Below are 24,807 nucleotides of genomic sequence, written 5' to 3'. Positions count from 1 at the left end.
CAGGCTGCTGCGCAGGCCTTCCAGATCCTGCACCGTCAGGTTCCAGCGTTGGGTTTCCGAAGTGTGATGCGGCTAAGCAGCACTTCCAATTGCCGCGAAGATTGCAGGGAGAGGTTTTTCAGCTCCAGGGCCCTGCGCAGCAACGAAGGTAGGGGAGCTTTCCCCAGCAACTGCTGCCGAAATACGTCTGCCATCAGGGCCCGCAAGCTGCCCCTGGGACTTTCCGGCAGGGCCAGTTCCAGAGTCAGCTCGGCACAGCGCTGGGCATCCAGGCTGACGATAGCCAAAATCAGCTCCAGCACAATCGGCTGTGGGCAGGGATCCAGCCGCCCAATCATGCCGCAGTCCAAGAGAGCGAGGCGACCAGAGCCCAACCGGATGGATCCCGCTGCCACCGCTCCTGTGTCAAGGCTGCTGAAGACCCGCTCCAGCGGCTGGCGCAACTGCTGGCGCAGCAGGATCTCCACCGCGTTCCAGGGCACGGGGGGCACATTGCTCTGCAGGCTGCTGAGGGCTCGATGTACTCCCGCGGCAGCAGATCGAGGCGGGTGCTTAGAACTGGCCTAGCTTCACGTAAACCGGCCCCAAATCCACCAGGATGTTGCGCAGCACCAGAGGCGGCGGCAGTTGCGGCTCTTCCGCCTTGCCCAAGGAGAGCAAGCGCCGCATGTAGTCCCAGGCATGGCGCAGGACTACCTCCAGGGCTTCCGCTTGCCGGGCGCTGTTCCGGGCCAGCCGCGCAAAGACCACCCCTTTTCCCTCCTCTTCCCAGCTTGCCTAGAAACCGCCTAGAAAAAGGGCACTGGAGCCACTCGACGGGTTCCGTCCCAACCGCTGGTCAGCCCCTCCCGCAAGACCCGCAGCACTTCGTCGGTGCTGGCGTTGGGCTCGGCAAAGGAGAAGAGATGCTTATAGCGCAGCCTCCCCTCGCGATCGACAACAAACTGGGCCGGCAGGGGCGCTCCCAGCGCCTGGCCAACGCCGTAGAGCCGAAAAGTTTTGCACTCTGGATCCACCAATAGCGGATACGGTAGTTGCAGGTCGGCTTGGATCTGTTGGCTTTGCACCGGGTCGGTGCTGGTAACCATCAGCAGCTCTGCTCCCAGCGCCCGGATCTCTTCGTAGCGGGCCTTCAGCTCCTGGATGTGGGGGTAGCAGAAGGGGCAGAAGAGCTTTTCCGTAAAGATGCGGGTAAAGGCCAGAACCACCGGCTTGTGGCCGCGGTAGTCCGATAGGCGCACGGGATCCCCTTGCACGTTAGGCAGCTCAAAGTCAGGGGCCAGCTCGCCAATCTGCAGAGAGTTGTTGGCTGGCTGGGGGATGAAGTTTTCGAAGAAGCGACGGTTGAACAAGCCGCTGTTGCTGGTCATGGCAGTTTTTTACGTTTCTTTACTCCCTGCCACCAGCCTAACCCAAAGCCTCGGCTACTGCCTTTAGCCGCCGCAGTTGCGCCCGCATGTCGTGCCGGGTCAGCTCTGCTGCCACGAGATGAAACCCTGCCGCCACCCAGGGGTTGGGGATGCAAAACGCAAAGCGGTTGACCAAGAGCGTCCCCAATGCTTGGGGGTGGCACTCCCAGCGGTCAGTGCCCTGAAAAAAACCCTCGAACTGCCACTCCACCAGGCCCTCGGCGCGCTCGACAATCACGCAGTCCAAGCTGGGGGAGACTAGAGGCAGGCGTAGGAAAAAGCGGTAGCGGCTACCCAATTGTCCCGTAGGGGATCCCAAGGCTTCACATCCCAAAAGGGGGCTGAGCCAGCGCCGCATCAGCTCGGGGTCGACTAGGCAGCGCTCCACCTGGGCCACGCCAGCGGCAATTTCAATTGCTTGGGTATAGACGGGCATGCTCTAGGGAGCGGCTGTAGCAGCCGGCTGCGCTTCGCCAACAGGGGCAATGGTACTCAGCAAAATCAAGATATCGCGGTACTCCACCTGATCTGGCCCGCGGCGAGGGGATCCCAGCTGGATGACTGCCTGCTGGAGTGGTCTGTCGGGGCGGGGGGGAGACTCGAACACCAGCGTGCGGATGCCGTTGGCCTGCTCAACATCGGAGAGGAGATCCCAGCCCCGGCCCCAGAGGGTGCGGCGGTAGTAGGCGGCAATCTCCTCCAAAGGCTGAGAGGTCTTCAGGATCAAGGAAGCCAATCCCCCCTCCTGATCCCAAATCTGCCCGGAAGAGACGACGGTGGCGTTGGGCAGGCGCAACTGCTGCGGGAAGTGGGGAGGAAGGGCGCGGGTATCGCCCACAGAAGCCTCAAAGTGGGTGCCATCTTCACCGATGTGGCGCAGCACTGGATCCGGCTGGGCAGCGGCAGGAGGTTCCGTAGACGGCAGGAGTCGACAGGCGGTCAGCAACACCGGCGCCAGCCAAGCTAGAAGTTGCACCTGGGCTGGGCAAAAGTGTCCTCTCATCGGTCAGCCAGGGATCCCTCAGGTGGGTTATAGCGGATCCCTGTTCTTGCTCACAAGTTGTTGTCAGGGGGGTGGCTCCCCGGCTGCACAAAGGCAATTGCAGAGCCTAAGATAGGTAAGGCCGCAGATCCTTGCCAGGGATAGGGTGGAGAGGTGTCCGAGTGGTTTAAGGAAGCAGTCTTGAAAACTGCCGTGGCGCAAGCCACCGTGGGTTCGAATCCCACCCTCTCCGTTACTACGTAGTCCGATGACATCCACCCAGATCCAGCCAGCCCTTGTCTAGACGGGCTTCCGGGCTTTTCAGTGTCCAAGATAGACTGACAAAATCCACCGTAATCCGGGCTGAAGTGGGACATGACCAGGGACACAAAAGCCAGGGCGGGACATGGCTCTGTCGGAGATAGTTATCAGGAATGCCAAGCCCAAGGACAAGCCCTACCAGTTGCCAGACAAAGAAGGGCTGTACTTGGAGGTGAAGCCCAACGGGTCGAGGCTCTGGCGGTTTCGCTACCGCTTCCGAGGCCAGGAAAGACGGCTCAGTCTTGGCGAATATCCGTACATCCCTCTGAGAGAGGGCCGCAGTATGTACGGGGGGCCCAGCAGTTGGCTGCTACCAACACGTTCACAAGCCTTTCGGGTTCCAGCTTCCTACTGCTCTAGGCTTTGCAACAAAATGTCCCGTATCTCGCCTGGGTGACGGGCCACCTTCCACTGCCAGCGACCGAACGCGCCATGCGTATTGACGGCTTGCACCCACTCCTCGAGATAGCGCCGCTTCACCCGGTCTAGTTCAGTGTCCTGTCCCTTCGTTTCCAGAATGAGCATGTCGCCATTGGCAAGCCGCACAAGAAAATCTGGCCGATACTTCCGCACCACGCCACGATAGACGTAAAGCACCTCGAAGCCCAGATGGTCGTTTTTTGCCCAGGCGCTCACGGCACTGCTATTGTCCAGGACGAAAGCGTCCGACGCCTCCCAGGTGCTGTCGTAGACACAGACGTTGATGTGTGACTTGCGCGTGCGTTGGCAGGGTTTGCTCGTGTACCAGGTACGCATTTGGCCCGTCGAGCGGATAGGGTGATCGCGGTCGAAGATCGGAGTAAGCCGCTCTGTGTTTTCCTGCCGCACCGCCTCGCACACATGTTGCACAATCCGTGACATGTTGAGGGTGATGATCAACCGACGGCGCAGTTCGTCCTGATAAAAAAGAGGTGGGGAGATCAAGATGCGGTCAGAGCGAATGAACTGCTCCACAATCTGCACCAACTGCGCCAGCAAGATTTCGCGACTGCCTTTCCAGCTTTGCTTGATTTGATCGAACACGTTCCGGGCAGTTTCGAAGATGATGCGCTGGGTGCGAAACTCCCGGGCCAACTGCTCCAGTTCGATGCGGCTGATTTGAGTTACGTCTGGCTTGCCTTCGAGAATTGGTGCCAGTTCGGCCACCTGCGGTGTCTGGGCCGCGTTCAGCTCCAAGGGCTGCACCTTCGACCAATCAAGAGTCAATACTGGCTGAAGTACGCGCTCGATACGCACCACATTCGGCCAGCGGATCTCAAACTCCGCTTTGGCTGGATCCGGCTCTACCGCAGTCTTGGGCGTTGGCGGCGGTGGCGGGCCATCTCCGCTATTCTCATGCGGTAAGAACGTGAAAGGCACGCCGAAGATGTTGACGTACTCGGGCTCAAGCAGCCCGGTCTGTGGGTTGATCTCGTAGGATGTGCGGCGCAGGCCCCGGCCTACAACCTGCTCGCACAGCAGTTGCGAGGTAAAGGCCCGCAGCCCCATAATGTGCGTCACCGTCTTGGCGTCCCAGCCCTCGCTCAGCATCCTGACGGAAATGACGTTCTGGATCTTCTCGCCTGGCTGCCCCACCTTGCCAACCGTATCTACGATCTTCCGCAAAAGTTCCGCCTGTTCTGCCTTGGTTAGCCTGCGCTCGACGGGTGCCTCTTCCTCCTCCCCCTCCTCGGTCTCGTTCGACGCCTCTACTGTTACCGCGGACTCTTCCTTTGCCTCAGCCTCTTCTAGCACCTTCGAGTCGATATGCAGGATTCGCTCCGGGTCGCATAGCTCGTCGATGTGAATGCTCCGCGAATCGAAGGCGTGCTTGACCCGCGCTGCTGTCTCAGTTCGGTTACAGACGGTGATCATCACAGGCGGCGTGGGCAGGCCGGCCGCTTTCCAGGCTCTCCATGTCTCACGCCAGTCGTAACCCAGCAGGTAATAGGCGTTCAGCACCAGATCCGGCAGCGGCTCGTGGGGTTCGGCGCGGCGGTTGAGGTCGTCTCTGACTTCTGGGTCGTTGTAGATGTGGTAGAGACGGGATTTGTAGGTTTTGGCGTCCGGCACGGCGTCGTCGCGCACCACCACACGCGGCGTCTTGACTAAGCCGGATTCGATTGCGTCGTTGAGGCCAAAATCACTGACAATCCAGCCGAACAGGGTCTCCTCGCTGCTCTTTTTTCCCGATGGTGCAAAAGGGGTGGCGGAAAAGTCGTAGCAGGTCAGAATGCCTCGTGAGCGATGCAGACGATCCAGCCCGCCTACCCAGACTGTGGCTTCCGCAGCGCTGTCTTTCAGGTCGCGAGCGCGCAAGGACTTCCCTTCAGCTTCCTGGTTGACGCGCCAGGCGTGGTGCGCCTCATCGTTGATGACTAGCAGATTGGAAGCATTTGCCATCTCGCCCAAAACTTCACGGGCATAGGCTTCGTCACTTTTGACGCCGCGCTTGTCCACGCTTTTGCGCGCCTTGATTTGCTCTTCGCTTTCCCAAGCCAGGGCGTGCCAGTTGCGCACCAATACTTTCCCTTGGCGAAGCTTATCGAGGAAGGCGGGGGGCACGATGGAAAACGCCTCATAGTAGTTGCCCTCGGCGGCTGGCTCGAGGACAGCCAGTCTCTGCTTCACCGTCAGTCCCGGCGCGATGACCAGCACGTTTTTCGAAAAGCGCGCATCTTGGGGATTGGCCACCTTGTTGAGGATGTGCCAGGCAATCACCATCGCCATCACGATGGTCTTGCCCGTACCCGTTGCCATCTTGCAGCACCGACGCAAGAAGGCCCCGCCGTCACCTGGGATCTCAATGCCTACCCGCTCGGCAGGCGGCGCCTCGGTCAGCCAAATGAGCGTCTCTGCCGCTTCCAACTGGCAAAAGAAAAAGCGACGTCTGTCGAACTCCTCGGGGTCATGCCAGTACTCCAAGAGCCGCTTGGTGATGGCGGTAACGCCGGGATAGCCCGCCTCGCGCCAGGCTTTGACGCGGGGTCGAATTTGGTTGACAAGTGGGATCTCGACGAAGATGCCCGGATCGTCGAAAGATTTTGAACCGGGAGTCGCCACCACGTAGCCCGCCGGGCGGCGGCCTTCCACCAGCTCGAAGGTGCGCGTCTGGCGGTCGTAGTGCCAGTGGTATTTCGGCTCTTCGTAGGGCGAGTTGATAATCAAGCGGTCAATCGTAGTCCGGGCCATCGCCTTTCTCCCGTTCCGTTGCTGCACTGACTTCTTCCGCTGCCCAACAGCGAATCTCTGTCAGCAGACTTGCCACCTCTTGTTGGGGAATAGGCGCAAATTCTGTGTCGTCGTAGCGAAAGGCAACAGCAAAGGGGTTGAGTTGACGGAGTTGATCTTCCCCAACCGGCAACGAAATGCCCCGGTCGTTGAGCAGACGCGCTAGCTTGACCAGGTCATGGGTGCGTGTGAATTCAATCTGTTGGGCAAACAAGACTGCCTTGAGAGATTTCTCTACCGCTTGCTGGGCATGGAAATAGAGGATAGCAGGGTGAACCTCGGGGTCTTTTTTCAACACTTCAAATGCCTTGAGGTCGCGATCCGCCAAGCGCAGGGATCGCCAGGCCTCTTCAAGATGGGGCTTCATAGAGGGCTCTTCCCTCCTTGCGTGCCCAGTACAGCACCGTGCCCGGCACCTGACTGCGCCGCTGGTATTCGGCCTCAGAATAAACCAGCAGATCGATCCCTGGGCCAAGCGAGCCTACAGCTTTGTGCAAGCGGATCATTTCGCTATACGGGTCGGGCACTTCTGGTTCGACCACTATGAGATCCACGTCAGAGCCAGCGTCGGCATCGCCACGGCCATAGGAACCAAACAAAAGTATGCGGCTGGGCTGCGCTACTGCCACGATTCGTTGAACAATTTCTTGCAGAACTTGCTCGTCCATCATGGATCCACTTTTACGACCTTCAGGCTCTCAATGCCCCGGTCATCCACAATTTTGACGGCAATGCGTCGGTGCTCACCGAGCGCAAACGGCAGCGACACCGTGCCTCGGTAAGCTTCGATCCGCTCCTCATCGATTTCTGCCTTGAGATTGCGAGCCAGTTTTGCCCAGCCCTCCTTCTCGCCTGCCATCGGGAAGAACACCTGGCGCGGGTAGAGGCTGCGCCCGTCGTAGTCAGTGTCGAGCATCCAGACGGCAATTCTATCTGCGCCGCCCGATTCAATCTGGCCGGTCTTGGTGTTGTAGTAATCGAAGCCGAGAACTGAAACGCGATACTTTCCCTTGTCCTCGCCGTCGGCAATGCGTTCCAGGTACACATCCGGTTGCCCAATAAGCCAGAAGGACTCGTTGCTGGCCCGCTTTTTCTTCAGGTCGTCGGTCAAAAGGTCAGCGTTCATTTGCACTTTGAGGAACTGCATTCCAGCCAGCTCCGGCTTCATCTCGTCAATGTCTTTCGCTGCTTCCGGGTCAAACTGAAAGGCGGCAAAGATCAGCAGTTTTGGCCGTGGGACGAGCATCCGCGCTTCTTCCCAGGCCTGCTCCACTTGTCGTTGCTCGAGCGGGCCATATTCCGGGCCAAAGGAGACCACCACGCGCAGGGGGTCGTAGGCAGGCGCCGACTCGCGCACGGTATTTGCCCCTTCGTCGCTGGGCCGCGTTTCCCCCACGGCATGGAGCCAACGACAGGCGGGCAGCGGTTCCAGCCAGGCAAAGCGGATGTATTGCCCGTTCTTCCCACGGATACCCGTCTTGAGCAGCTCGTCGCGCCATTCTTCCTGACGCAGTGTTTCGCCGGAGCGGGCAATCGAGGCATCTGCCGGCTCAGGCCTGGGCTCCAAAATCTCATCCACCGATTTCACCGCTGGGGCTGGCACTGCTTCCACGGTGAACGGGCCTGTCACCCGCACCTTCTTCCTGTCCACAAAGGGCTGGTCGTAAAGCGTCTCCTGCGGCGCGTGGCGGGCAATGGCCTCATCGATGGCTGCTCGCAGGGCACGGCGGGCTTGATGGAATCGCTCGAATGGCGTCCGGGCAGCTTCCGGCCAGTCGGCGGGAAACTCAAAGGGCACCTCCCATTCCACCAGCTCATTGACCTTAACCACCTGGCCAGCGGGCATGGTGAAGGTTTCTGTGTCGGGCGCGGCAAAGTCCACAAAGTGGCCAGCCCAGCCACCTTGGGTCACCTTAAACTTCACCGGCTGGCCCTTCAGCGCGGTGTTGAGCTCAGCCAGGGCCTCCTCCACCGCCGGGTGCAGGCGCGCGTAGATGTCGTCGATTTCCGGATTATTGGCGATGGACTTGAGCGTGATGTGCGGCACCGTCTTGTACTTAAAGCCGCTGCCGACGCCCTCCTGCGGGTGCGCGAGTTCATAGTAATCGAAGACGGCGGTCATCAGCCGCTGGCGGGCAAGGGTAATCGCCACGCGCGAGGTGTCGCAGGTGATCCAGCGTCTGCCCCACTTCTCAGCCACATAGGCCGTGGTGCCGCTGCCGCAAGTGGGGTCGAAGACCAGGTCGCCTGGGTCGGTGGTCATCAGCAGGCAGCGGGCAATGACTCTTGTATTGGTTTGGACAGCATAAATCTTAACAAGCTCTGGCCCCGTATCATTCCAGTTAGAAGTAACCTCTTCATACGGCCAGTCATCGAAATAGCTTACGCTCCTGAGAACAGTTTGCTTAGCAACTAGCCGGCCAGCCTGTCCCAGACGTTTAAAACCTTCTTCTGAGTAACGCCAGGAGCCAGTTGGAATGGACCACGTTTTTGCTTGAAACTTCCGCGGGCTCTGGTCTCCTGGACTTTTTGAATGCAAAGGTAAAGTTGTAACTAATCTCAAGCCTTTTTCAATAATTCGCTTAACATCTCGTTTCTCAGTATCTGTTAAAGGTCTACGAACACCGGTATGTTCTTCAACTTCAGAAAATATGGTTGTATCTGGATCCTGTTTACTAAATAAACGGCGAAACTTCATTTCCGCACGTTGCTTGCAGTACCATAAAAGAAAATCTGAAGTTCTTTTTGGCGCTTTTTCTTGTCTTGCTCCTCCAGTAGTCTTGTACGTTATCATTGCAACAAAGTTCCCCGCCCCAAACACCTCATCTATCAAGCAGCGCACGCGATGGACGTTCTCGTCGCCGATCTGCACAAAGATGCTGCCGCTCTCAGTGAGGAGTTCCCGCGCCAAGAGCAGCCGGTCGCGCAGGTAGGTGAGGTAAGAGTGGATGCCCAGCTCCCAGGTGTCGCGGAAGGCTTTGATCTGCTCCGGCTCGCTGGTCAAATCCTCGTCCTTGCCGTCTTTGACGTCGCGCTTATTCACAAAGGGCTGGAAGTTGGAGCCGTACTTGATGCCGTAGGGCGGGTCAAAGTAGATCATCTGCACCTTGCCGGCCATTCCCTCCTTTTCCAAGAGCGAGTTCATCACCAAGAGCGAATCGCCGGCAATCAGCCGGTTCGTCCAGCCATGCTTGTGCTGGTAAAATTCGATGGCCTGGCGCAGGGGCTCCTTGCGTTCTTCCTCAAACAACCCCAGTTGTACCGGGCCAGCTTGGTCGTTTTTCTTGCGCACGGCCTCGATGATGGTGCGCGGGTCAATCCGCTCGTGGACGTGGAGCGAAACCGTGGGCACCTCGAACGAAGTGTGCTCGGCCTTGCCAGCCCAGACAAGCTGCGGATCCAGGTGCGGGTCGTAGGCGTAGGTCTTCTTCTGCCCCGCGTCCCGGTCGTTCTCAGGCGTCACCAGTCCCACAGGCGGGTTGTTGAGCCGCTGTTTGTCCCGGTGCTCGTAGGATTCGATTGAGCGTTGGGTGTTGGTCTTCTTGCCTGCCATCCAGTCCTGCCTGTTGGTTGCGTCGTGGGCTTACTAGGAAGGCTAGCTTGAGACCAAACCGCTCTGAAAGACCTACAAGAGACTAACAAACACTCCTACTTGTGGGTAGCGCAGCGTCTGTCGGGTTTCTGATCTCTTCCTGCTAAGGTCTACGGCCCGCTAGCGCCCCTCTCCAGAGGCATGCCGTTGTTAGCCCCTGAATCACAAACTCAAAAATTCTGCTAAGGGGAGCTAGCCCCGCCCCCGATCCTGTTCCCGTATCCCCTTTCCGTTTATTTGCCTAATAGGCGGGTCAAAGCTGTTTCCATGTCGGGGACTGGGAAGCGAACCCAGTCGGGATCCTGAGGCTTTGAGTGTCCACAGCTACCTCCCCTCCCTCAGAATCAACAGCAAAGTACCAGCAATGACCGTAACAGCAGCGCTGGCGATGAGCGTGTTGGCGCGGTTGGCGGTGTCTTTGGCGAACTCGAAGAAGCGCTCATCCCACCGTCGCACCTCATCCCTCAGTTCTTGCCGGGTGGCAGCGAGGTCTGAGCGGATCTCTTGCAGCTCCTTATCAAGCCGCTCCACCGCTGCCAAAACGTCGGCCAGAGTTGGCTGTTGGTTGTTGCTCTCACTCATAGCTGAGTCCACCTACCAAAACTGAGCCAGGCCGGCTTCTATTTGCTTCCAGGGGACAAGGACTAGCCACTCCCCGCTGAAGGGATCCTGCAGCAGCACTACCTCTTCCGGATCTAGCCCCAGCTTGCGGGCTTCCTCCTGCTGCAGCCGCAAACACTCTTCTGCGTCTTCGCGGCTGGCGTGGCGAATGTCGTGGTAGTTGGGCGGCTCAATCTTGCCAGCTACCAGATCCTCTATCCAGCGCTCAAAGTCTTCAACTGAGTCGAAGTGCATATTGGCTACTACGCGCAAGTGGACGGACTTGACTGGGTAGAGGCTAGGCGGCCCTCGCGCTCAGCCTGTTTGGTACAGGTGCTCATCGGAGGGGAGAGGCCAGCTGGATTCTAGCCTGCCACTGGGAAGAGGCCATTCGCTTAGGCCTTAACCCGGACAGGGTGGTAGTGAAAGTCACTGCCGCGCAAGGGCTTATGATCCCACCCTCGCCAAAGTGCTGCTAGATCAGCTCGCTCACCGGGAAGCGATCCAGCATTTCTTGAGCTTCGCGGGCATTTTCCCGCAGCTCCGCTGGCAAATGAGGAATGTGGGGGATCTGAGAGAGCAAATCCAAGGTGCGGCGAATCAGGCGCACAATATCCCCAGCATCCAGGTTGGTGCTGGCCTCCAGCTTTTCCCAGGGGATCCCTTGGGCCCAGTGTTCCACGATCCCGGCCAGATCGGGCTCAAACCCAATTGGCACATGAAACACCTGGTGTTGACGTTGGCTGCGGAACAGTTGCCGCCGCAGGCCTCGCAAGCCATGCAGCACATCCTCAACTAGCCCAGAAGTCCGCAGCCGGCTGTAGGTACCTGAACGGGGAGGCTCGGCCACCAGAGCAGCAATGACCCCAGCCAAGTGATGGGGGGCACAGCCTAGACATTCGCCAGAGAGCAGAGCTAGACCCAGCCAGAGCTCGTTATCCCCTCGCAGAGCAGCCACCACCTCCCCACTAACTGTTGGCTGATACCCTTGCAGACAGTCGAACTCCTGCAGCACGCCCACCAGGGCCATAAATTGCTGCCAGCGCAACTCCTGCACAGACTCACTCTGGCGCTCCAAGTGCTGGAGGCGCTTGAGCAGGCGCTGGCGCTTTTCCTGTAAACCCAGCAGCTTTTTCCCGACCCTGTGGGCAGGGTTGGTGCGGATGCGGGCTTCTAGGGCGCGGATTTTCTCCTCTTGGGCTTGGATGTGGGGAAAGGCCAATAGGCGCAGGGTGGGATCCGGTTCTGCTTCCTGCTGTTTGAGCAGATAGCGCAAAAGGCGCCGCTCTTCCCGCCGTTGCGCCTGCATTTTCTCGTAGCGGGCGATATCTTCGTCGGAAATCCCCTCCAGGAGGCGGTCAATTTCCTCCAGCTCGGCGCGAGTGCGCTGGAGCTCCTGTTGTTCGGGCAACCTTTGCAGCGAGAGCAAATACTGGCCAAAGCTGCGGTTGATGAGATCCCGGGCCGCCTCCAGAGAGTGCTTCTGCAGCAAGTTCAGCACCATGCCATAGGTGGGGGTAAACTGGCTCACCAGGGGATCCGCTCCTGCCGTGGCCAGCCGCGCTGCCTCCTGCGCCCCCTCAAAGGGAGATTGCAAGGTCACCACATGCCCAATCACATCTTTGCCCCGCCGTCCAGCCCGCCCTGACATTTGCATAAACTCAGAGGCAGTTAGAAGGCGATGGCCGTTGTCGGTGCGCTTGGAGAGGGAGGAAATCACCGTCGTGCGGGCGGGCATGTTGATCCCGGCAGCCAGCGTCTCGGTGGCAAAAACTAGCTTCACCAGCCCCTGCTGAAACAGGTGCTCGACCAGGCCCTTCCAGGCGGGCAACAGGCCGGCATGGTGGGCGGCAATGCCCCGGTAGAGGGCATCCAGTTGATCCCGGCGCACTGCCTCTGGCATTTCCTGGCAGAAACGGTCGATCTGCTCGGCCAACTGCCGCCGCTCTTCTTCAGAGCTAATTAAGTCCAAGTTTCCCAAACTGGCCACCGCCAGGTCACAGCCCTTGCGGCTGAAGATGAAATAGATGGCCGGCAGCATATCCCGTCGGCGCAGGTTTTCCACCACCTGGGCCATATCCGGTACTTCTCCGTAGGGAGCCTGGCCTGACTTGGAGGGCTTGCTTCTCAGGCGGCGATGGCAAACCCACTGGCCTGACTCGGTTTGCTCCAGCAGGGGGAACAGCCCTTTGCGATTGGCAAAGTGAAATTGCAGCGGCACTGGGCGATGGCTGGAATCGACAAGTCGCGTGGGGCCATGCACCTGGTTCATCCAGTCGGTAAGCTGGTCGCTGTTGGCCAGGGTGGCCGAGAGGGCAACAAGCTGGATGTGGGCAGGGCAGTAGATAATTGCCTCTTCCCAGACAGTGCCCCGCTGTTGGTCGTTCATGTAGTGGCATTCGTCCAGGATCACCGCCTGCACGTCCCGCAAGGGATCCCGGCTTAGAGCCTCCGCCTCTTCCCACGCATCCCTCTCGCTGCCGTAGGGCCCGCGCTGGACAGCCAGAGAGAGCGGCGTGCCGTAGAGCATATTGCGGAAGATCTCGGTGGTCATCACCAAGATCGGCGCTTCCCGGTTGATGGAGATGTCGCCGGTGAGGAGGCCAACCCGCTCCGGGCCGAATTGCTGGCTGAAATCGCGAAACTTTTGGTTGGAAAGAGCCTTCAGAGGGGTTGTGTAGAAAACCCGCTTGCCTTGGGACAAGGCCCGGTGGATGGCATACTCTCCAATCAGGGTCTTGCCGGATCCTGTAGGCGCACAGACCACCACCGATTCCCCAGCGGCCAGAGCTTGAATCGCTTGGATCTGAAACTCATCCAGCTCAAAAGGGAAAAGCCTGCGCAACTCGTCCAGCAAGTCGGTCGCCGGAGAGAGAAGCAAGTTCATGGGATCTGAAAAATCAAAAACAACCTAAAAGCTAGCCACCTTGCTGCTGCTTGTGTGCTATACCCTCCAGGATACAAGCTGAATTTGGGTGTTGGCTTCGGGTTGCGGGCCCTGAAGCCTGGGCAATGCTAAAATGGGGTGCCGTTGCCGGGTGCCATCGTGCTGGTTGTTATCGACAACTACGACAGCTTCACCTACAACCTGGTGCAATACCTGGGGGAGCTAGGCGCAGGGGTACGAGTTTTTCGCAATGACGAGATTTCAGTGGCCCAGCTGCGCCAGATGCGTCCCCAGGCGGTTGTCATTTCTCCAGGGCCAGGACGGCCCGAAGATGCCGGCATCTCGCTGGAGTTGATCCGCGAGCTGGGGCCGGAGCTGCCGATTTTGGGCGTCTGTCTGGGTCACCAGTGCATTGGACAGGTCTACGGCGGTCGGATCGTGCGCGCACCTGAGCTGATGCACGGCAAGACTTCCCTCATCTATCATCGAGGGGCGGGAGTGTTTGAGGGGCTGAGCCAGCCTTTTGTTGCAACCCGCTACCACAGCTTGGTGATTGAGGCTTCCACCTGTCCTGACGAACTAGAGGTGACGGCCCAAACTCAGGACGGCATCATTATGGGGATCCGCCACCGCCGCTATCTTCATGTGCAGGGCGTGCAGTTCCACCCGGAGAGCATTTTGACCGCGGAGGGCAAACGCCTGCTGAGCAACTTCCTGCGCTTGGCCCAGATCCCTACCTCGGGATTGCTCCAGCCGGCGGCTGCCGGGGTTGTGTCAAGGATCCCCACCCGATGAAGCGTCGCCAACTTTTGCAAGCCAGCGCCAGCTTGCTGGGATCCCTTGCCGCAGGGGGTCAATGGGCAAGGGCGCAAACTGATCCTTCTCCAGGGGGATCCCTGGAGTTTACCCCCGGCTCCAGCGCCCAGGGCCTGCAGCTGACCTGGCTGCACCACAGTTGCGTTTTGTTTGAGGGGGAGGGCAAGCGCTTTCTGGTTAACCCCTTTCGGCCAGCCGGTTGTACAGCCGGCTACCCTCCCCCCCGCGTCGCTGCCGATCTGGTGCTCCTCAGCAGCCGCCTTTTGGACGAGGGGGCTTTGGACGTGGTGCCCGGAAACCCCAAAGTGCTGTTTCAGCCGGGCGACTACCTCATCGACGGGATCCGCGTGCAGGGGGTGCGCATGCCACGGGGCCCCCGCTTTGGCCTCAACGTAGGCTGGCGCTGGCGCATGGGCGGGATCGACATTGTCCACCTGGGAGGGGCACTGCAGCCCATTGGCCGGGAGCAGTCCATCTTGCTCTCTCGCCCTGACCTGTTGTTGGTGCCGGTGGGAGGTGGGCCGAAGAATTACGATCCCAAGGCAGCCAAGGCAGCCATCGAAGCGCTGCAGCCCAAGTTGGTCATCCCCACCATGTATCGCACCGCCGCCGCCGAGGAGTCCCAATGCGAGCTGTTGCCTCTGGAGGCGTTTTTGCGCCTATTTCCCCCCGCTGCCGCGCAACCTGCCCTCAGCAACCCATTGCTACTTTCGGCTCAAGCCCTGCCCAGGCAAGGGATGGCCATCCTGTACTTTGAGCAGTAAGGCCACGCAGCGCAGGCGATGGGCTGTGAGCGTTGGCCTGGGAGTTTTACCACCCCAACACCCAGGCAAAGATTAAAGGCGCCACGATGGTGGCATCCGACTCGATGACGAACTTGGGTGTGTCGACCCCCAACTTGCCCCAGGTGATCTTCTCGTTGGGCGCCGCCCCCGAGTAGGAGCCGTAGCTGGTGGTAGAGTCGCTGATCTGGCAGAAATAGCCCCACAGGGGGATCCCCTTGCGGCCTAGGTCTTGGTGCAGCATGGGCACTACACAGATGGGAAAATCTCCGGCAATGCCACCGCCAATCTGGAAGAAGCCGACGGAGCACTCCGCTGAGGTGCGTGTGTACCAATCGGCCAGGTGGATCATGTACTCAATGCCCGTGCGGACGGTGTGGACATTGCGGATCTCACCGGTGATGCAGTGGGCAGCGTACATGTTGCCGGTGGTGGAGTCCTCCCAGCCCGGCACGTAGAGGGGCAAGTCAGCCTCCATGGCCGCGTAAACCCAGGAATCCCGGGGATTAATTTGGTAGTAGGGCTCCAGCCTGCCGCTGCGCAGGATGCGGTAGATGAACTCGTGCGGGAAGTAGCGCTCCCCCGCCTGGTCGGCAGCTATCCACTCTTCCAGCAGAGCTTTTTCCAGGCGCCGCATCGCCTCCTCTTCCGGGATGCAGGTATCCGTTACCCGGTTCATGTGCCGCTCCAGCAGCTCCTGCTCCTGCTGTGGGCTGAGATCCCGGTAGTTGGGCACCCGCTCGTAGAAGTCGTGGGCAATGAGGTTAAAGATGTCTTCCTCAAGGTTGGCGCCAGTGCAGGAGATGGCGTGCACCTTGCCCTGCCGAATCATCTCCGCCAGGGAAAGGCCCAGCTCTGCCGTGCTCATGGCACCCGCCAAGGTCACCATCATCTTGCCGCCTTTTTCCAAGTGGGCAGAGTAGCCCTTGGCCGCTTCTACCAGGGCGGCGGCGTTGAAGTGGCGAAAGTGATGCTCGATAAATTGGCTGACAGGGCCGCGGGTCACGGTTTGAGTTTCCGGCAATCTGGATTTGCTTTTGCAAAGCGCAAGCTCTAATTTTACCAACTCTTGCTGCCGGTGAAACGGTGCGTCGGCAACACCACTGCGAGCAACTTCCCCAGGCGTCACTTCTCCGCGAGCCGACGGAAGAGGCATAGTTCTTTGCACTTGGGCTCGGGATTCTTTGCGGAAGATTTAGCCTTCTCTCAGCCCTGGTCGGAACCCATGTCAGAATGGTGGCGACAGTGTTCTCCAGGGTTGCTATTGGATCCATGCCTCCTGTCAGCACTGCCGAGCCGGCTGAGCCAGTTGCCGCAACTGCTGAGGCCGCTTCTCCAGAGCCAGTGCCTCCTGCCCCGGCCACCTCAGAACCAACCCAAGTGCAATCTCCCCTGGGATCCCTGCGGCGCTGGTGGGCGCGCTGGAAATACAAGCTGCGCTTGGAGACCCAGTTGCTCTTTGTGGCCACGCTGGTGGTCTCGCTGGTGGTGAGCAGCTTCACCTTCTGGGCCGTCAGCACCGTGCAGCAAGATGCCCGCTTTAACGAGGCCCGCTTTGGCCGGGATCTAGGGTTGCTATTGGCAGCCAATGTTGCTCCCCTCATTGCTGAAGAGCGCCTTGGTGAAGTGGCCCAACTGTCGCGGCAATACTTTGAGAGCACCAGCAGCATCCGCTATTTGCTCTACGCCGACCCCGAGGGGAACATCTACTACGGGATCCCGTTTTCCAACCAGGAGGTGAAAACCTCTCTCAGCCTTACCCGTCGCATGCAACTGCCGGGCAACCGTCCGCCTGCTGAGGGCCAGCCCCTGGTGCGCGCCCACCTCACCCCTGCCGGGCGGGTGACGGACATTTTTGTTGGCATCTACCATCAGGGCCGCTTTTTGGGCACCCTGGCCCTGGGCATCAACCCCAACCCTGCCCTGGTGCGCTCTACGCAACTGGCGCGTGAGGTCTCGATTGGGGTGTTTTTGGCGGTGTGGGTTCTGGCCATCCTGGGAGCCGTGGTCAACGCTCTCACCATCACCTACCCCATCAAGGAGCTGGTCAAAGGCGTCCAGGAAATCACCAAGGGTAACTTCAAACAGCGCATCGACCTGCCCTTTGGGGGGGAGCTGGCCCAACTCATCGACAGCTTTAACAAGATGGCAGAGCGGCTGCAGAGCTACGAGGAGCAGAACATTGAGGAACTGGCTGCTGCCAAGGCTAAGCTGGAGACGCTGGTGTTTTCCATCGTCGATGCGGCCATCTTGCTGGATGCCGAGTTTCGGGTCCTGCTGCTCAACCCAGCTGCCTCGCGCATGTTTGGCTGGGAAGGCGAGCCTGTCCTGGGCAAACCCTTGCTGGAGCTCTTGCCCGAGGATCTGCGGCAGCAACTGGCCCGCCCGCTCACGCAAATTGCCCGCGGGGATCAAGAGGCAGAGGAAATTCGCGTCAACCTCACCAGCCCTACCAAGCGGGTTATCCGCATCCTGCTTTCGCCAGTGTCCGACCCGCGGCGGCAAAACCTCAAGGGGATTGTCATCACCGTGCAGGATATTACCCGCGAGGCAGAGCTCAACGAGGCCAAAGCCCAGTTCATCAGCAACATCAGCCACGAACTGCGCACTCCTCTATTTAGCATCAAGTCGTTCATCGAGACCCTCTACGAGTATGGCGAGCAAATGTCGCCGCAGGAGCGGCTGGACTACCTGGAAATTGCCAACCGCGAAACAGATCGCCTCACTCGTTTGGTCAATGACGTATTGGATTTGTCGCGCCTAGAGTCGGGCAAGCAGTATCACTTTGAGGCTGTTGACATCTCCGCCGTTATCGAGCAAACCCTGCGCACCCATCACCTGCAAGCCCGCGACAAGGGGATCCTGCTGCGCCAGTTTCTCGATCCGGATCTGCCGCCGGTGTGGGGCAACTACGATCTCCTCTTGCAGGTCATGACCAACCTCTTGAGCAATGCCATCAAGTTCACCCCCTCCGGAGGCACAGTGACGGTGCATGCCCACCTGGTGGTTCGGCCGGATGGAGCCCCACAGGCAGTGCGGGTGGCGGTGGCCGACACTGGCATTGGCATCGCCCCGGAGGATCAGGAGCGGATTTTCGAGCGCTTTTTCCGAGTGGAGAACCGGGTACATACCCTGGAGGGCACTGGCCTGGGCCTAGCCATCGTGCGCAACATCCTGGAGAAGCACCGAACCCGCATCTGCCTAGAAAGCAAGCTGGAACAGGGCTCCACCTTTTGGTTTGACCTGCACCTGTACACTGAGGAGGGCCCCTTGGAGTTTGAGGACCAGCCAGCCGAGACGGATCCCCCCAGTTGCCGCTGGCGGCAGTGACCTTGAGGAGCAAAAGGCTGGGGTTGGGATGTTCTACACTGGAGAAAGTTTTAACTAGACGGTTTTGCCATGCCGCCGCGCTGGCCCCGCAAACCCTCCCGTCGGGATCCCGAGTTTCGCAAGCTGGATGACCGCTACACCTACGCAACTCATCTGGCTGGTTTTCTCTGCAGCGCCTCGGGGCTAGTGTTTTTCCAACAGCTGTATCGGGCCGATTGGCCGTGGCTGCTACCTCTACTAGGCTGGTGGGGCCTAGGCTTGGGGATCCACAGCTTTTGGCTCTTTTTTGTGGCCCGCTACCCCGACGACCCAAGCTTTCGGGATCCCGCCAACGAAGACTCTGCAAAAGTTAGCTAGAGGCGGAGCGCTGCCGTTGTTGCCGCCGCAAAAGCAGGGGAGAGAGGTCGCTCTCGTCGTAGATCTCCCCCACCAGCTCCTCCAAGATGTCCTCCAGCGTGATGAGGCCACTGGTGCCGCCAAATTCATCCACCACAATCCCCAGGTGTTGGCGGGAGCGCAGCATCTCTTTAAGCAGTAGGCTGACGCGCTTGGTCTCGGGGACAAAAAAGGGCGGCGACATCGCCTTGGTTACCTCGACATTGCCTTCTTGCTCCAGGTGGCGCAGGGCCTGCTTGAGGTGGATGACGCCCACAATCTCGTCTTTGGATTCCCCTTGGACGGGGATGCGGGAGTAGCCTGTCTCCAGGCAGAGTTTCACCACATCCTGCAGCGTTTTATCGTGGGAGATGGTTTCCATTTTTACTCTAGGCTTGGCCACATCCCGGGCCCGCAGCCCATCTAAAGCTAGGGCACCGCGGAACAGGCGCCGCTTCTGCCAGTCCAGCAGCCCCCGCTGCCCCAACACATCAATCAACAGTTCCAAATCCTTGAGAGAAGTAGTGGACGTCAAGGGAGAAAGCTCCAGGAGATGAAAAAGTCTGCCAACAAGCCACTCAAAGGCATGGGTCAAAGGGCGCAGCAGCACCGCTAGGGCATAGACAGGCCGCACCACCCAGCGGAAAACTGCCAGCGGATGGCTGACCGCCAAGGACTTGGGAGCCACTTCGCCTATCAAGAGCACCAGGATCGTGGTGGGCAGGGTGGCAACCAAGCCCCCCAGCGGGGATCCCAGCAGCTCGATGGAGATGGTTGTAGCCAGGGCAGCAATGCCAATGTTGACAAAGTTGTTCACCAGCAGCAAGCTCGTGATGAGCTGTGACCGCTGCTGTTGAACCAGCCGGTAGAACCCCTGCGGATCCCCCTTGTCCTCGATTAGGGACTCCAGGCGCAGGTTGTCCATGGCGGTAATGGCTGTCTCCGCACCGGAGCAAAACGCTGAGACAAGGAGTAAAACGGCAAGGAGAAGCAGACTACCCATAGCGTTCCCGACTACCCAGAGCCGGAGAGAAGGCGTTTGCGTTGGGGAGGCACTTCCCTTATCCCGCTACCTCACTTCGCGGCTTAGCCTTTTGCATCAGGCTGCTCTAAGCCGGCCTTCTCCAAAAGCTGCCGGTACAACGTCACAATTTTGTTCTCCACCTCGGCCTGGCTTAGGTGATCCGTATCGATCAAAATGGCATCGGGAGCAGGCCGCAAGGGCGCAATCTGACGCTCACTGTCGTAGCGATCCCGCTGCTCGAGCTGGGCTTTTAGTTCTTCCAAGGACACTACCTGCCCTTGCGCCTGCAGCTGATGTTGCCGACGCTGCGCCCGCTCTCCCAGCGAGGCCGTTAAGAAGACTTTTAGCTCAGCATCGGGAAAGACATGGGTACCAATATCGCGTCCTTCCAGAACGGCCCCTCCATCTCGACCTAGGAGGCGCTGCTGCTTCACCAACTCCTGTCGCACCCCTGGCACTGCCGCCACTTGGGAAACCCAGCGGGTTACTTCAGGAGAGCGAATGGCCTGGGTAATTTCTTGGCCATTGGCCCAGATGCGGGTTGGTTCGTCAGGCGAGGGGCCGCTTTGCAGCCTCAGTTGAGTTTGGGCAGCCAGTTGGGTGAGCTGCTCGGCGTCGTCCAACGGGATCCCCCGTTGCAGGGCTAGCCAGGTAATAGCCCGATACATGGCCCCTGTGTCCAAGTACAGCAGCTGCAGCTGAGCGGCCACCGCTCGGGCTACACTGGACTTACCCGCTCCTGCAGGGCCGTCGATGGCAATCAGGGGACGGCGCCCCCTTTTTGGAGAAGGCAGCACAGCCCCCTCTTCCTTCTGAGGCGGCAAATCGCTTTTCTCCCTTGCCAAAAGTAAGTTGTCGATGAGGCGCGTTTGCCCGACGTAGGCTGCAATAGCTAGGAGCCCCTTGTCTTTTACTTCCGAGAGGGGTTGGAGGGTTTGCGGATCCACCAGCTCTAGGTATTGCAGGCGCAGCTCAGGGGTGTGCTCCAGCTCGGCACGCGCCGCCGCTAGGATCCCTTCAGCAGAGGAATCTCCGGCCTGCCAGTGCTCATAGCCCCGGCGCAAAGCGCGGTAGAGGCCCGCTGCCACCTGCCGTTCCTCTGCCGAGAGGTAGCGGTTGCGGGAACTGTAGGCCAGGCCGTCGGCCTCTCGAACGGTGGGGCAGGGGACAATGGCGGTGGGGATCTGCAGGTCTTGAACCAGCCGCTGGATGATGGCCAGTTGCTGGGCATCCTTTTGGCCAAAGTAAGCCCGCTGGGGCTGGACCAGGTTTAGCAGTTGTACCACAATGGTGGCTACCCCGCGGAAGTGACCTGGCCGGTGGGGAGCACAGAGGGTTTGCAAGAGGGAGGGCGGGGGATCGACCCAAGTGCGATCTCTAGCAGATGCCGGGTCCGCTCCCATTTCTTGCAGGTCGGGGGCAAAAACCACATCCACGCCTGCGGCTTCACACAGAGCTCGATCTCCCTCCTCATCGCGGGGGTAGCGCTCCCAGTCCTCATTGGGGCCAAATTGCAGCGGGTTGACGAAAATACTGACCACCGTGTGGTCACACTCCTGGCGGCAGCGGCGAATCAAGCTAAGATGCCCCTCGTGCAGGGATCCCATCGTTGGCACCAAGCCAATGGTGGATCCCCGCCACTTGGCCACTTGCTCCCGCAATGCCGCCACCGTGCGCAGCCACTGCATGGCTTTGCCGCCTCACCCCCTTGGCCAGTTTCCTGGCTGCAGGCCAGGGCCAGTTGGCTGGACTGCCTGCCTTTACAGACCCATCTTATTGCTGCGCTGATACTGCCGGTAGGCCGACACAAACAAGCCTGCTAGGGTAACCAGAACCATCCCCAAGACGATCCCCAGCAAAATGGGCTCGATCACAAACCCCACCTCCTACTCCAAACCTAGATCATGATAAGCCATGCTCCAAAAACTGCCGAGCTGGCTTGTAAGTACCCGCTGGCCTTTGACTGCCGTGGCGTGTAGGCTGAGGATCCCCCGGCCATGATGGCCTCCAACTCTTCTTGCTCTCCCAGCTTGAAGGAGCGCCTGTCTAACCTGGAAGGACACCTACGTCCTCTGGCAGAAAAGGCTGTGCCTCTGCTGGTGGCAGACTCGGATCCGCTGCAGGTGTGGGCTTTGGTTTTGGCCTGCCAGCGCTTGGGGATCCCCCTCTTCTTGGCCAATCCCCGCTGGGGAGAACGAGAGTGGAGCCAGGCTTTGGCTGGCCTGGGATCCGCTTGGCGCTGGCGGCAAGGGCAGTTGCAGGGGGATCCCACCTCCTCCACCTCCCCTCTGGGGCACTGGCAGCGGATCTTGCCCAGCGCTGATTGGCCAGTGATTGGGATCCCTACTGGTGGCTCCAGCGGCCAGGTGAGATGGGCGGTGCACTCCTGGCGTACCCTCAGCGCCTCCGCCAGAGCCCACCAACAGCACTTCGGCGTGGAGTGTGTCCATAGCTATTGCATGCTGCCCTTGTACCACGTCAGCGGCCTCATGCAGGCCGTTCGCTCCTGGCTGAGCAACGGGCAGTGGATTGTCTGGGATTGGAAACGCCAGCAGCAAGCTGAGGCCTGGGATCCGCCTTTGCCGGGTAGCTTCCTGTCCCTGGTGCCCACCCAGTTGCAACGGCTGCTACTGGATGCCCGGCCGAGAGTGCTGGAAAGCCTGCGCCAATTCCAGGCCATTTTGGTTGGCGGCGGCCCTACCTGGCCCAGCTTGCGACAACAGGCCCGGCAGTTGTACCTGCCCCTGGCCCTCACCTACGGCATGACCGAAACCGCCTCCCAGGTATGTACGCTGCTGCCGCAAGCCTTCTTGCAAGGGAGCGACAGCTTGGGTCGACCCCTACCCCATGCCCGCCTGGAGATCCGGGGCGAAGCCGGGGATCCTCTACCCGTCCAGACAGTGGGCTCTATCCACGTCTGGGCCGAATCCCTGGCCCTCGGCTACTACCCCTTGGCAGGGGAGGCTGAGGGCCTGGGCAAGTGGCAACAGCAGGGTTTGGCCCCTGGGGATTGGGGCTACCTGGACTCCCAAGGTCACCTCCACTGGCTGGGCCGCGCCGACGACCTAATCCTAACTGGAGGGGAAAAAGTGATGGCGGCTGAGGTGGAAGGGGAAATCCGCGCCAGCGGCTGGGTGGAAGATGTCTGTGTGCTGGGCCTGCCTGACCAGGAGTGGGGGCAGCAGCTGGTGGCGGTGGCTGTGCCCAAGGTTGGGATCCCTCTGACCGCCGACGAGCTGGAGAAACACCTGAAGCGGCACCTCACGCAACAACTAAGCCCCTTCAAACACCCCAAGCGGTGGCTATGGTGTAGCGGGATCCCACGCAACGCCCAAGGCAAGGTCAACCGCCAGCAGCTCCGGCAGTGGGTAGCCCAGCAGTTGGGAGTTGCAGCGCTAGGCAGCTAGCCAGATCCCCCCTGGACACTCAGAAGGCTCAGAGCTTGCCGGACTTCAAAGGCCAGCTCCTGGTTATTCCTGCCGTTGGCGGGTTGCCGAAGCGTTGATAGGCCAGAGCTAGGGGGTGGATGAGAGATCCTAACTTCCCAAAACTGAGCAGGGGATTGTCATTGGGCGTCGTAGTGCTGCCTCGGGACCCTTCTCCCGCGACCCTAGCGTGAATGGGAACCGCGTAGAGATCCAGCGGTGGCAGGATAAGTGAGAAAAATTTGCAGAAGCTGGCTTAAAGCTCGGACTTGGCCTGTGCCCCTGCCGATCCCGCCATTTAACCCGCCATTTAAATTTAACCCGGATCCGCCTGGCTTGAATCTCAAATCTTCTCATGACTGCAGCTAGACGCTGAGCGTTCCTGCAGCTACCAGTGTTAGACTTTGCCTGGGTTATTAGCCCCTAACCGATTTAGCTCAGCTCTCCTATTCGAACAACTTTTAGCGAGAACCCTTCTATATGAGTGAAGCCCTGCACCGCGCCCTTGCTGACGGCGATTCTCAACGACTACTGGACTATCTGCAGCAAGGGGAAGATGTGAACGCCCCTGATTGGCAGGGATTGACCCCCCTCCACAAAGCTGTCCTCAGCGGCAATTTGGAGCTGGTAGATTTGCTCTTGGCCCATGGCGCTTCTGTCCACGCTCTGGATCCTACAGGGGCAACTCCACTCCATTTGGCTGCCGCCAGCGGCCAGGTGGAAGCGGTGGAGCGGCTTCTGAAAGCAGGCAGCGATATCAACTTGCCAGACCGCCATGGGTACACTCCTCTGCATCGGGCTGTCTTGGCAGATCGAGCAGAAGTCATCAGCCTGCTGATTCAACAAGGGGCAGATGTCTGTAGGGTTCTTCACTGGGCTGTGGCCACGGGTCGGAAAAGTGCTCTGGCCCGCCTACTTTCTAAAGGAGCCCCTGTGGATGCAGTCGACGAAGCAGGGCGAACCCCTTTACACGAGGCAGCGGCCCAAGGACATCTAGGTATTGCGCGCTTTCTGATCCTGTACGGGGCTAACGTCAATGCCCGCAGCCGCTTTGGAGCAACGCCCCTGCACTGGGCTGCCTGGGGAGGACATGTCCCGATGCTGGAGCTTTTGCTGGAGCATGGGGCCGAATTAAACCCTCGCAATCAGGATGGACACACTCCCTTAGCCTATGCGCAAAAACGCCAGCACAGGCTAGCTGTTCAGTGGCTACAAGAACGAGGCGCAACTCTCTGAACTTCTCACCTCTCCCACCCCCCAATCCCCTCAAAAAACCCTGCCCCTGTTAACAGCCTAGAACCTCAACCAGGAGGAAAGGGATCCCTTGGCTGGTTCCGCCGGTGCGGGATCCCCTGCTTCGCCCAAGACAAGAGAGGAAGACGAACACCCAACTGGGTGACAGCATAGCACTATTGAGATTAAATTGCAATATCTTACCCAGCTAGCTGGGGGTCTCCTTGATAAAGACTTGCATCAGCACGGGAGGTTCTGGTAGAGTTCCTGCCTAGAGGGTAGTTGGCAAAGATTTGCAGCTAGATCTCCGCCGGAGAAGAGGCTTAGAGTGGCAGGTATGGAAGGGCAGCAAGTTCAGGCAGACGTATGGTGTCGGCCGTTGGGACAACTGGCGCCTCAGTGGTGGCTGGGATGGAGTCCTGAGCAGGGCTTTCGGCTCTACCGCAAAGAGTTTCTGCCTTCTCCTTGTGCTTTGCGGATTAGCTACCGAGAGCAAGACGGCTGGCTGGATGTGTATCTGGGGGAAGCCGAGCAGCATCCCCAGCGGCGGTGCAGCCTCTTAGAGGCAACAGCGCGGGTGGCTTTGCACTACTTGCCAGAGGATTTGCCCCAGGTTCGCCTTCTTCAGTGCCCGCATGAGCGCATTCCTCTGCGGCTTTGGCAGCGGCTAACGCAGCAGCATAGCTGAGAACAGTTCAGAATTTGGGTAGCTCCGCGGGCTCTCCTCTAGTCCTTGATTCACTAGACAATCAGCCACTTTGTGGCATGACCAACCTCCTGCCTTGACGGAGATGGGCTGAGCTAGTAGGCTTGCGAGTACA

General features: G+C 59.6%; 24 protein-coding genes and 1 tRNA gene. 9 read left to right on the top strand and 16 right to left on the bottom strand.

All coding sequences use genetic code 11. The features are described from left to right. Nucleotides 1–35: 35 nt before the first annotated feature. From NW806_RS10420 to NW806_RS10400, 5 genes are all read right to left on the bottom strand, one after another. A complete protein-coding gene (locus NW806_RS10420) occupies nt 36–491 on the bottom strand; it encodes a hypothetical protein (protein WP_414411049.1) in 456 nt (151 codons plus the stop codon). A 61-nt stretch (nt 492–552) separates the two neighbouring features. Then, nucleotides 553–750 (bottom strand): hypothetical protein, encoded by a 198-nt coding sequence (locus tag NW806_RS10415; protein ID WP_414411048.1) that lies wholly within the window; start codon nt 748–750, stop codon nt 553–555. 38 nt (nt 751–788) lie between these two features. Further along, nucleotides 789–1,370: a peroxiredoxin family protein gene (locus NW806_RS10410; RefSeq protein ID WP_414411047.1), complete on the bottom strand. Its 582-nt coding sequence runs from the start codon at nt 1,368–1,370 to the stop codon at nt 789–791. Between the two features lie 37 nt (nt 1,371–1,407). Further along, entirely contained in the window at nt 1,408–1,845 is a 438-nt protein-coding gene (locus tag NW806_RS10405) for an SRPBCC family protein (protein ID WP_414411046.1), read from the bottom strand. Between the two features lie 3 nt (nt 1,846–1,848). Continuing rightward, nucleotides 1,849–2,412 (bottom strand): hypothetical protein, encoded by a 564-nt coding sequence (locus tag NW806_RS10400; protein WP_414411045.1) that lies wholly within the window; start codon nt 2,410–2,412, stop codon nt 1,849–1,851. 147 nt (nt 2,413–2,559) lie between these two features. On the opposite strand from NW806_RS10400, the gene NW806_RS10395 reads away from it, so the two are divergent. Then, nucleotides 2,560–2,644 (top strand) — tRNA-Ser (locus tag NW806_RS10395). A gap of 153 nt (nt 2,645–2,797) precedes the next feature. Beyond that, nucleotides 2,798–3,109: an Arm DNA-binding domain-containing protein gene (locus NW806_RS10390; RefSeq protein ID WP_414411044.1), complete on the top strand. Its 312-nt coding sequence runs from the start codon at nt 2,798–2,800 to the stop codon at nt 3,107–3,109. On the opposite strand, the gene NW806_RS10385 is transcribed toward NW806_RS10390, so the two are convergent. The 7 genes from NW806_RS10385 to NW806_RS10355 form a co-directional block, all read right to left on the bottom strand. Then, on the bottom strand, nt 3,061–5,883 hold the full coding sequence (locus tag NW806_RS10385) for a BPTD_3080 family restriction endonuclease (RefSeq protein ID WP_414411043.1): 2,823 nt from the start codon (nt 5,881–5,883) through the stop codon (nt 3,061–3,063). The two genes, NW806_RS10390 and NW806_RS10385, sit on opposite strands and share 49 nt — an antisense overlap. Then, nucleotides 5,864–6,289: a HEPN domain-containing protein gene (locus NW806_RS10380; protein WP_414396324.1), complete on the bottom strand. Its 426-nt coding sequence runs from the start codon at nt 6,287–6,289 to the stop codon at nt 5,864–5,866. Before NW806_RS10380 ends, NW806_RS10385 begins: the two co-directional genes overlap by 20 nt. Next, complete coding sequence (locus NW806_RS10375) at nt 6,273–6,590, bottom strand: nucleotidyltransferase domain-containing protein (RefSeq protein WP_414411042.1); 318 nt, start codon at nt 6,588–6,590, stop codon at nt 6,273–6,275. Before NW806_RS10375 ends, NW806_RS10380 begins: the two co-directional genes overlap by 17 nt. Beyond that, nucleotides 6,590–9,475: a site-specific DNA-methyltransferase gene (locus tag NW806_RS10370; RefSeq protein ID WP_414411041.1), complete on the bottom strand. Its 2,886-nt coding sequence runs from the start codon at nt 9,473–9,475 to the stop codon at nt 6,590–6,592. The genes NW806_RS10375 and NW806_RS10370 overlap by 1 nt, the downstream gene beginning before the upstream one ends. A gap of 363 nt (nt 9,476–9,838) precedes the next feature. Further along, nucleotides 9,839–10,096 (bottom strand): hypothetical protein, encoded by a 258-nt coding sequence (locus NW806_RS10365; protein WP_414396330.1) that lies wholly within the window; start codon nt 10,094–10,096, stop codon nt 9,839–9,841. Nucleotides 10,097–10,108: 12 nt separating this feature from the next. Beyond that, nucleotides 10,109–10,369, bottom strand: coding sequence for a hypothetical protein (locus tag NW806_RS10360; protein WP_414396333.1), 261 nt, complete (start codon nt 10,367–10,369; stop codon nt 10,109–10,111). Nucleotides 10,370–10,589: 220 nt separating this feature from the next. Continuing rightward, entirely contained in the window at nt 10,590–13,001 is a 2,412-nt protein-coding gene (locus tag NW806_RS10355) for a DEAD/DEAH box helicase (RefSeq protein ID WP_414411040.1), read from the bottom strand. Between the two features lie 159 nt (nt 13,002–13,160). Between NW806_RS10355 and NW806_RS10350 the strand changes: the two genes are divergently transcribed. Together NW806_RS10350 and NW806_RS10345 are read left to right on the top strand one after the other, a co-directional pair. Further along, nucleotides 13,161–13,796 (top strand): anthranilate synthase component II, encoded by a 636-nt coding sequence (locus NW806_RS10350; RefSeq protein ID WP_414411060.1) that lies wholly within the window; start codon nt 13,161–13,163, stop codon nt 13,794–13,796. Next, nucleotides 13,793–14,581: an MBL fold metallo-hydrolase gene (locus NW806_RS10345; protein ID WP_414396338.1), complete on the top strand. Its 789-nt coding sequence runs from the start codon at nt 13,793–13,795 to the stop codon at nt 14,579–14,581. The genes NW806_RS10350 and NW806_RS10345 overlap by 4 nt, the downstream gene beginning before the upstream one ends. Before the next feature lie 46 nt (nt 14,582–14,627). Here NW806_RS10345 and NW806_RS10340 read toward each other — a convergent pair whose 3' ends face one another. After that, a complete protein-coding gene (locus NW806_RS10340) occupies nt 14,628–15,623 on the bottom strand; it encodes a deoxyhypusine synthase family protein (RefSeq protein WP_414406114.1) in 996 nt (331 codons plus the stop codon). Between the two features lie 248 nt (nt 15,624–15,871). On the opposite strand from NW806_RS10340, the gene NW806_RS10335 reads away from it, so the two are divergent. Both NW806_RS10335 and NW806_RS10330 read left to right on the top strand, forming a co-directional pair. Beyond that, a complete protein-coding gene (locus NW806_RS10335) occupies nt 15,872–17,929 on the top strand; it encodes an ATP-binding protein (protein WP_414411039.1) in 2,058 nt (685 codons plus the stop codon). A 69-nt stretch (nt 17,930–17,998) separates the two neighbouring features. Beyond that, nucleotides 17,999–18,286, top strand: a complete 288-nt coding sequence (locus NW806_RS10330) for a hypothetical protein (RefSeq protein ID WP_414411038.1) — start codon at nt 17,999–18,001, stop codon at nt 18,284–18,286. On the opposite strand, the gene NW806_RS10325 is transcribed toward NW806_RS10330, so the two are convergent. The 3 genes from NW806_RS10325 to petG form a co-directional block, all read right to left on the bottom strand. Next, entirely contained in the window at nt 18,279–19,307 is a 1,029-nt protein-coding gene (locus NW806_RS10325; protein WP_414411037.1) for a hemolysin family protein, read from the bottom strand. The two genes, NW806_RS10330 and NW806_RS10325, sit on opposite strands and share 8 nt — an antisense overlap. Nucleotides 19,308–19,390: 83 nt before the next feature. Further along, nucleotides 19,391–21,016: a bifunctional pantoate--beta-alanine ligase/(d)CMP kinase gene (locus NW806_RS10320; RefSeq protein ID WP_414411036.1), complete on the bottom strand. Its 1,626-nt coding sequence runs from the start codon at nt 21,014–21,016 to the stop codon at nt 19,391–19,393. A 72-nt stretch (nt 21,017–21,088) separates the two neighbouring features. Continuing rightward, the gene (petG, locus tag NW806_RS10315; protein WP_414361271.1) at nt 21,089–21,202 is read right to left on the bottom strand and encodes a cytochrome b6-f complex subunit V; all 114 of its coding nucleotides are present in this window, start codon (nt 21,200–21,202) and stop codon (nt 21,089–21,091) included. 123 nt (nt 21,203–21,325) lie between these two features. Here petG and NW806_RS10310 point away from each other — a divergent pair, with 123 nt between their 5' ends. The 3 genes from NW806_RS10310 (at nt 21,326) to NW806_RS10300 (ending at nt 24,674) form a co-directional block, all read left to right on the top strand. Next, on the top strand, nt 21,326–22,735 hold the full coding sequence (locus tag NW806_RS10310; protein ID WP_414411035.1) for a 2-succinylbenzoate--CoA ligase: 1,410 nt from the start codon (nt 21,326–21,328) through the stop codon (nt 22,733–22,735). A gap of 498 nt (nt 22,736–23,233) precedes the next feature. After that, on the top strand, nt 23,234–23,989 hold the full coding sequence (locus NW806_RS10305; RefSeq protein ID WP_414411034.1) for an ankyrin repeat domain-containing protein: 756 nt from the start codon (nt 23,234–23,236) through the stop codon (nt 23,987–23,989). 334 nt (nt 23,990–24,323) lie between these two features. Further along, entirely contained in the window at nt 24,324–24,674 is a 351-nt protein-coding gene (locus tag NW806_RS10300; RefSeq protein ID WP_414396358.1) for a hypothetical protein, read from the top strand. The last annotated feature ends 133 nt before the right edge of the window (nt 24,675–24,807 follow it).

Source organism: Synechococcus sp. W65.1, assembly GCF_047461615.1.
GTDB lineage: Bacteria > Cyanobacteriota > Cyanobacteriia > Thermostichales > Thermostichaceae > Thermostichus.
Note: the sequence above shows the minus strand (reverse complement) of the source record. Positions and strands in the feature narration are given on the sequence as shown.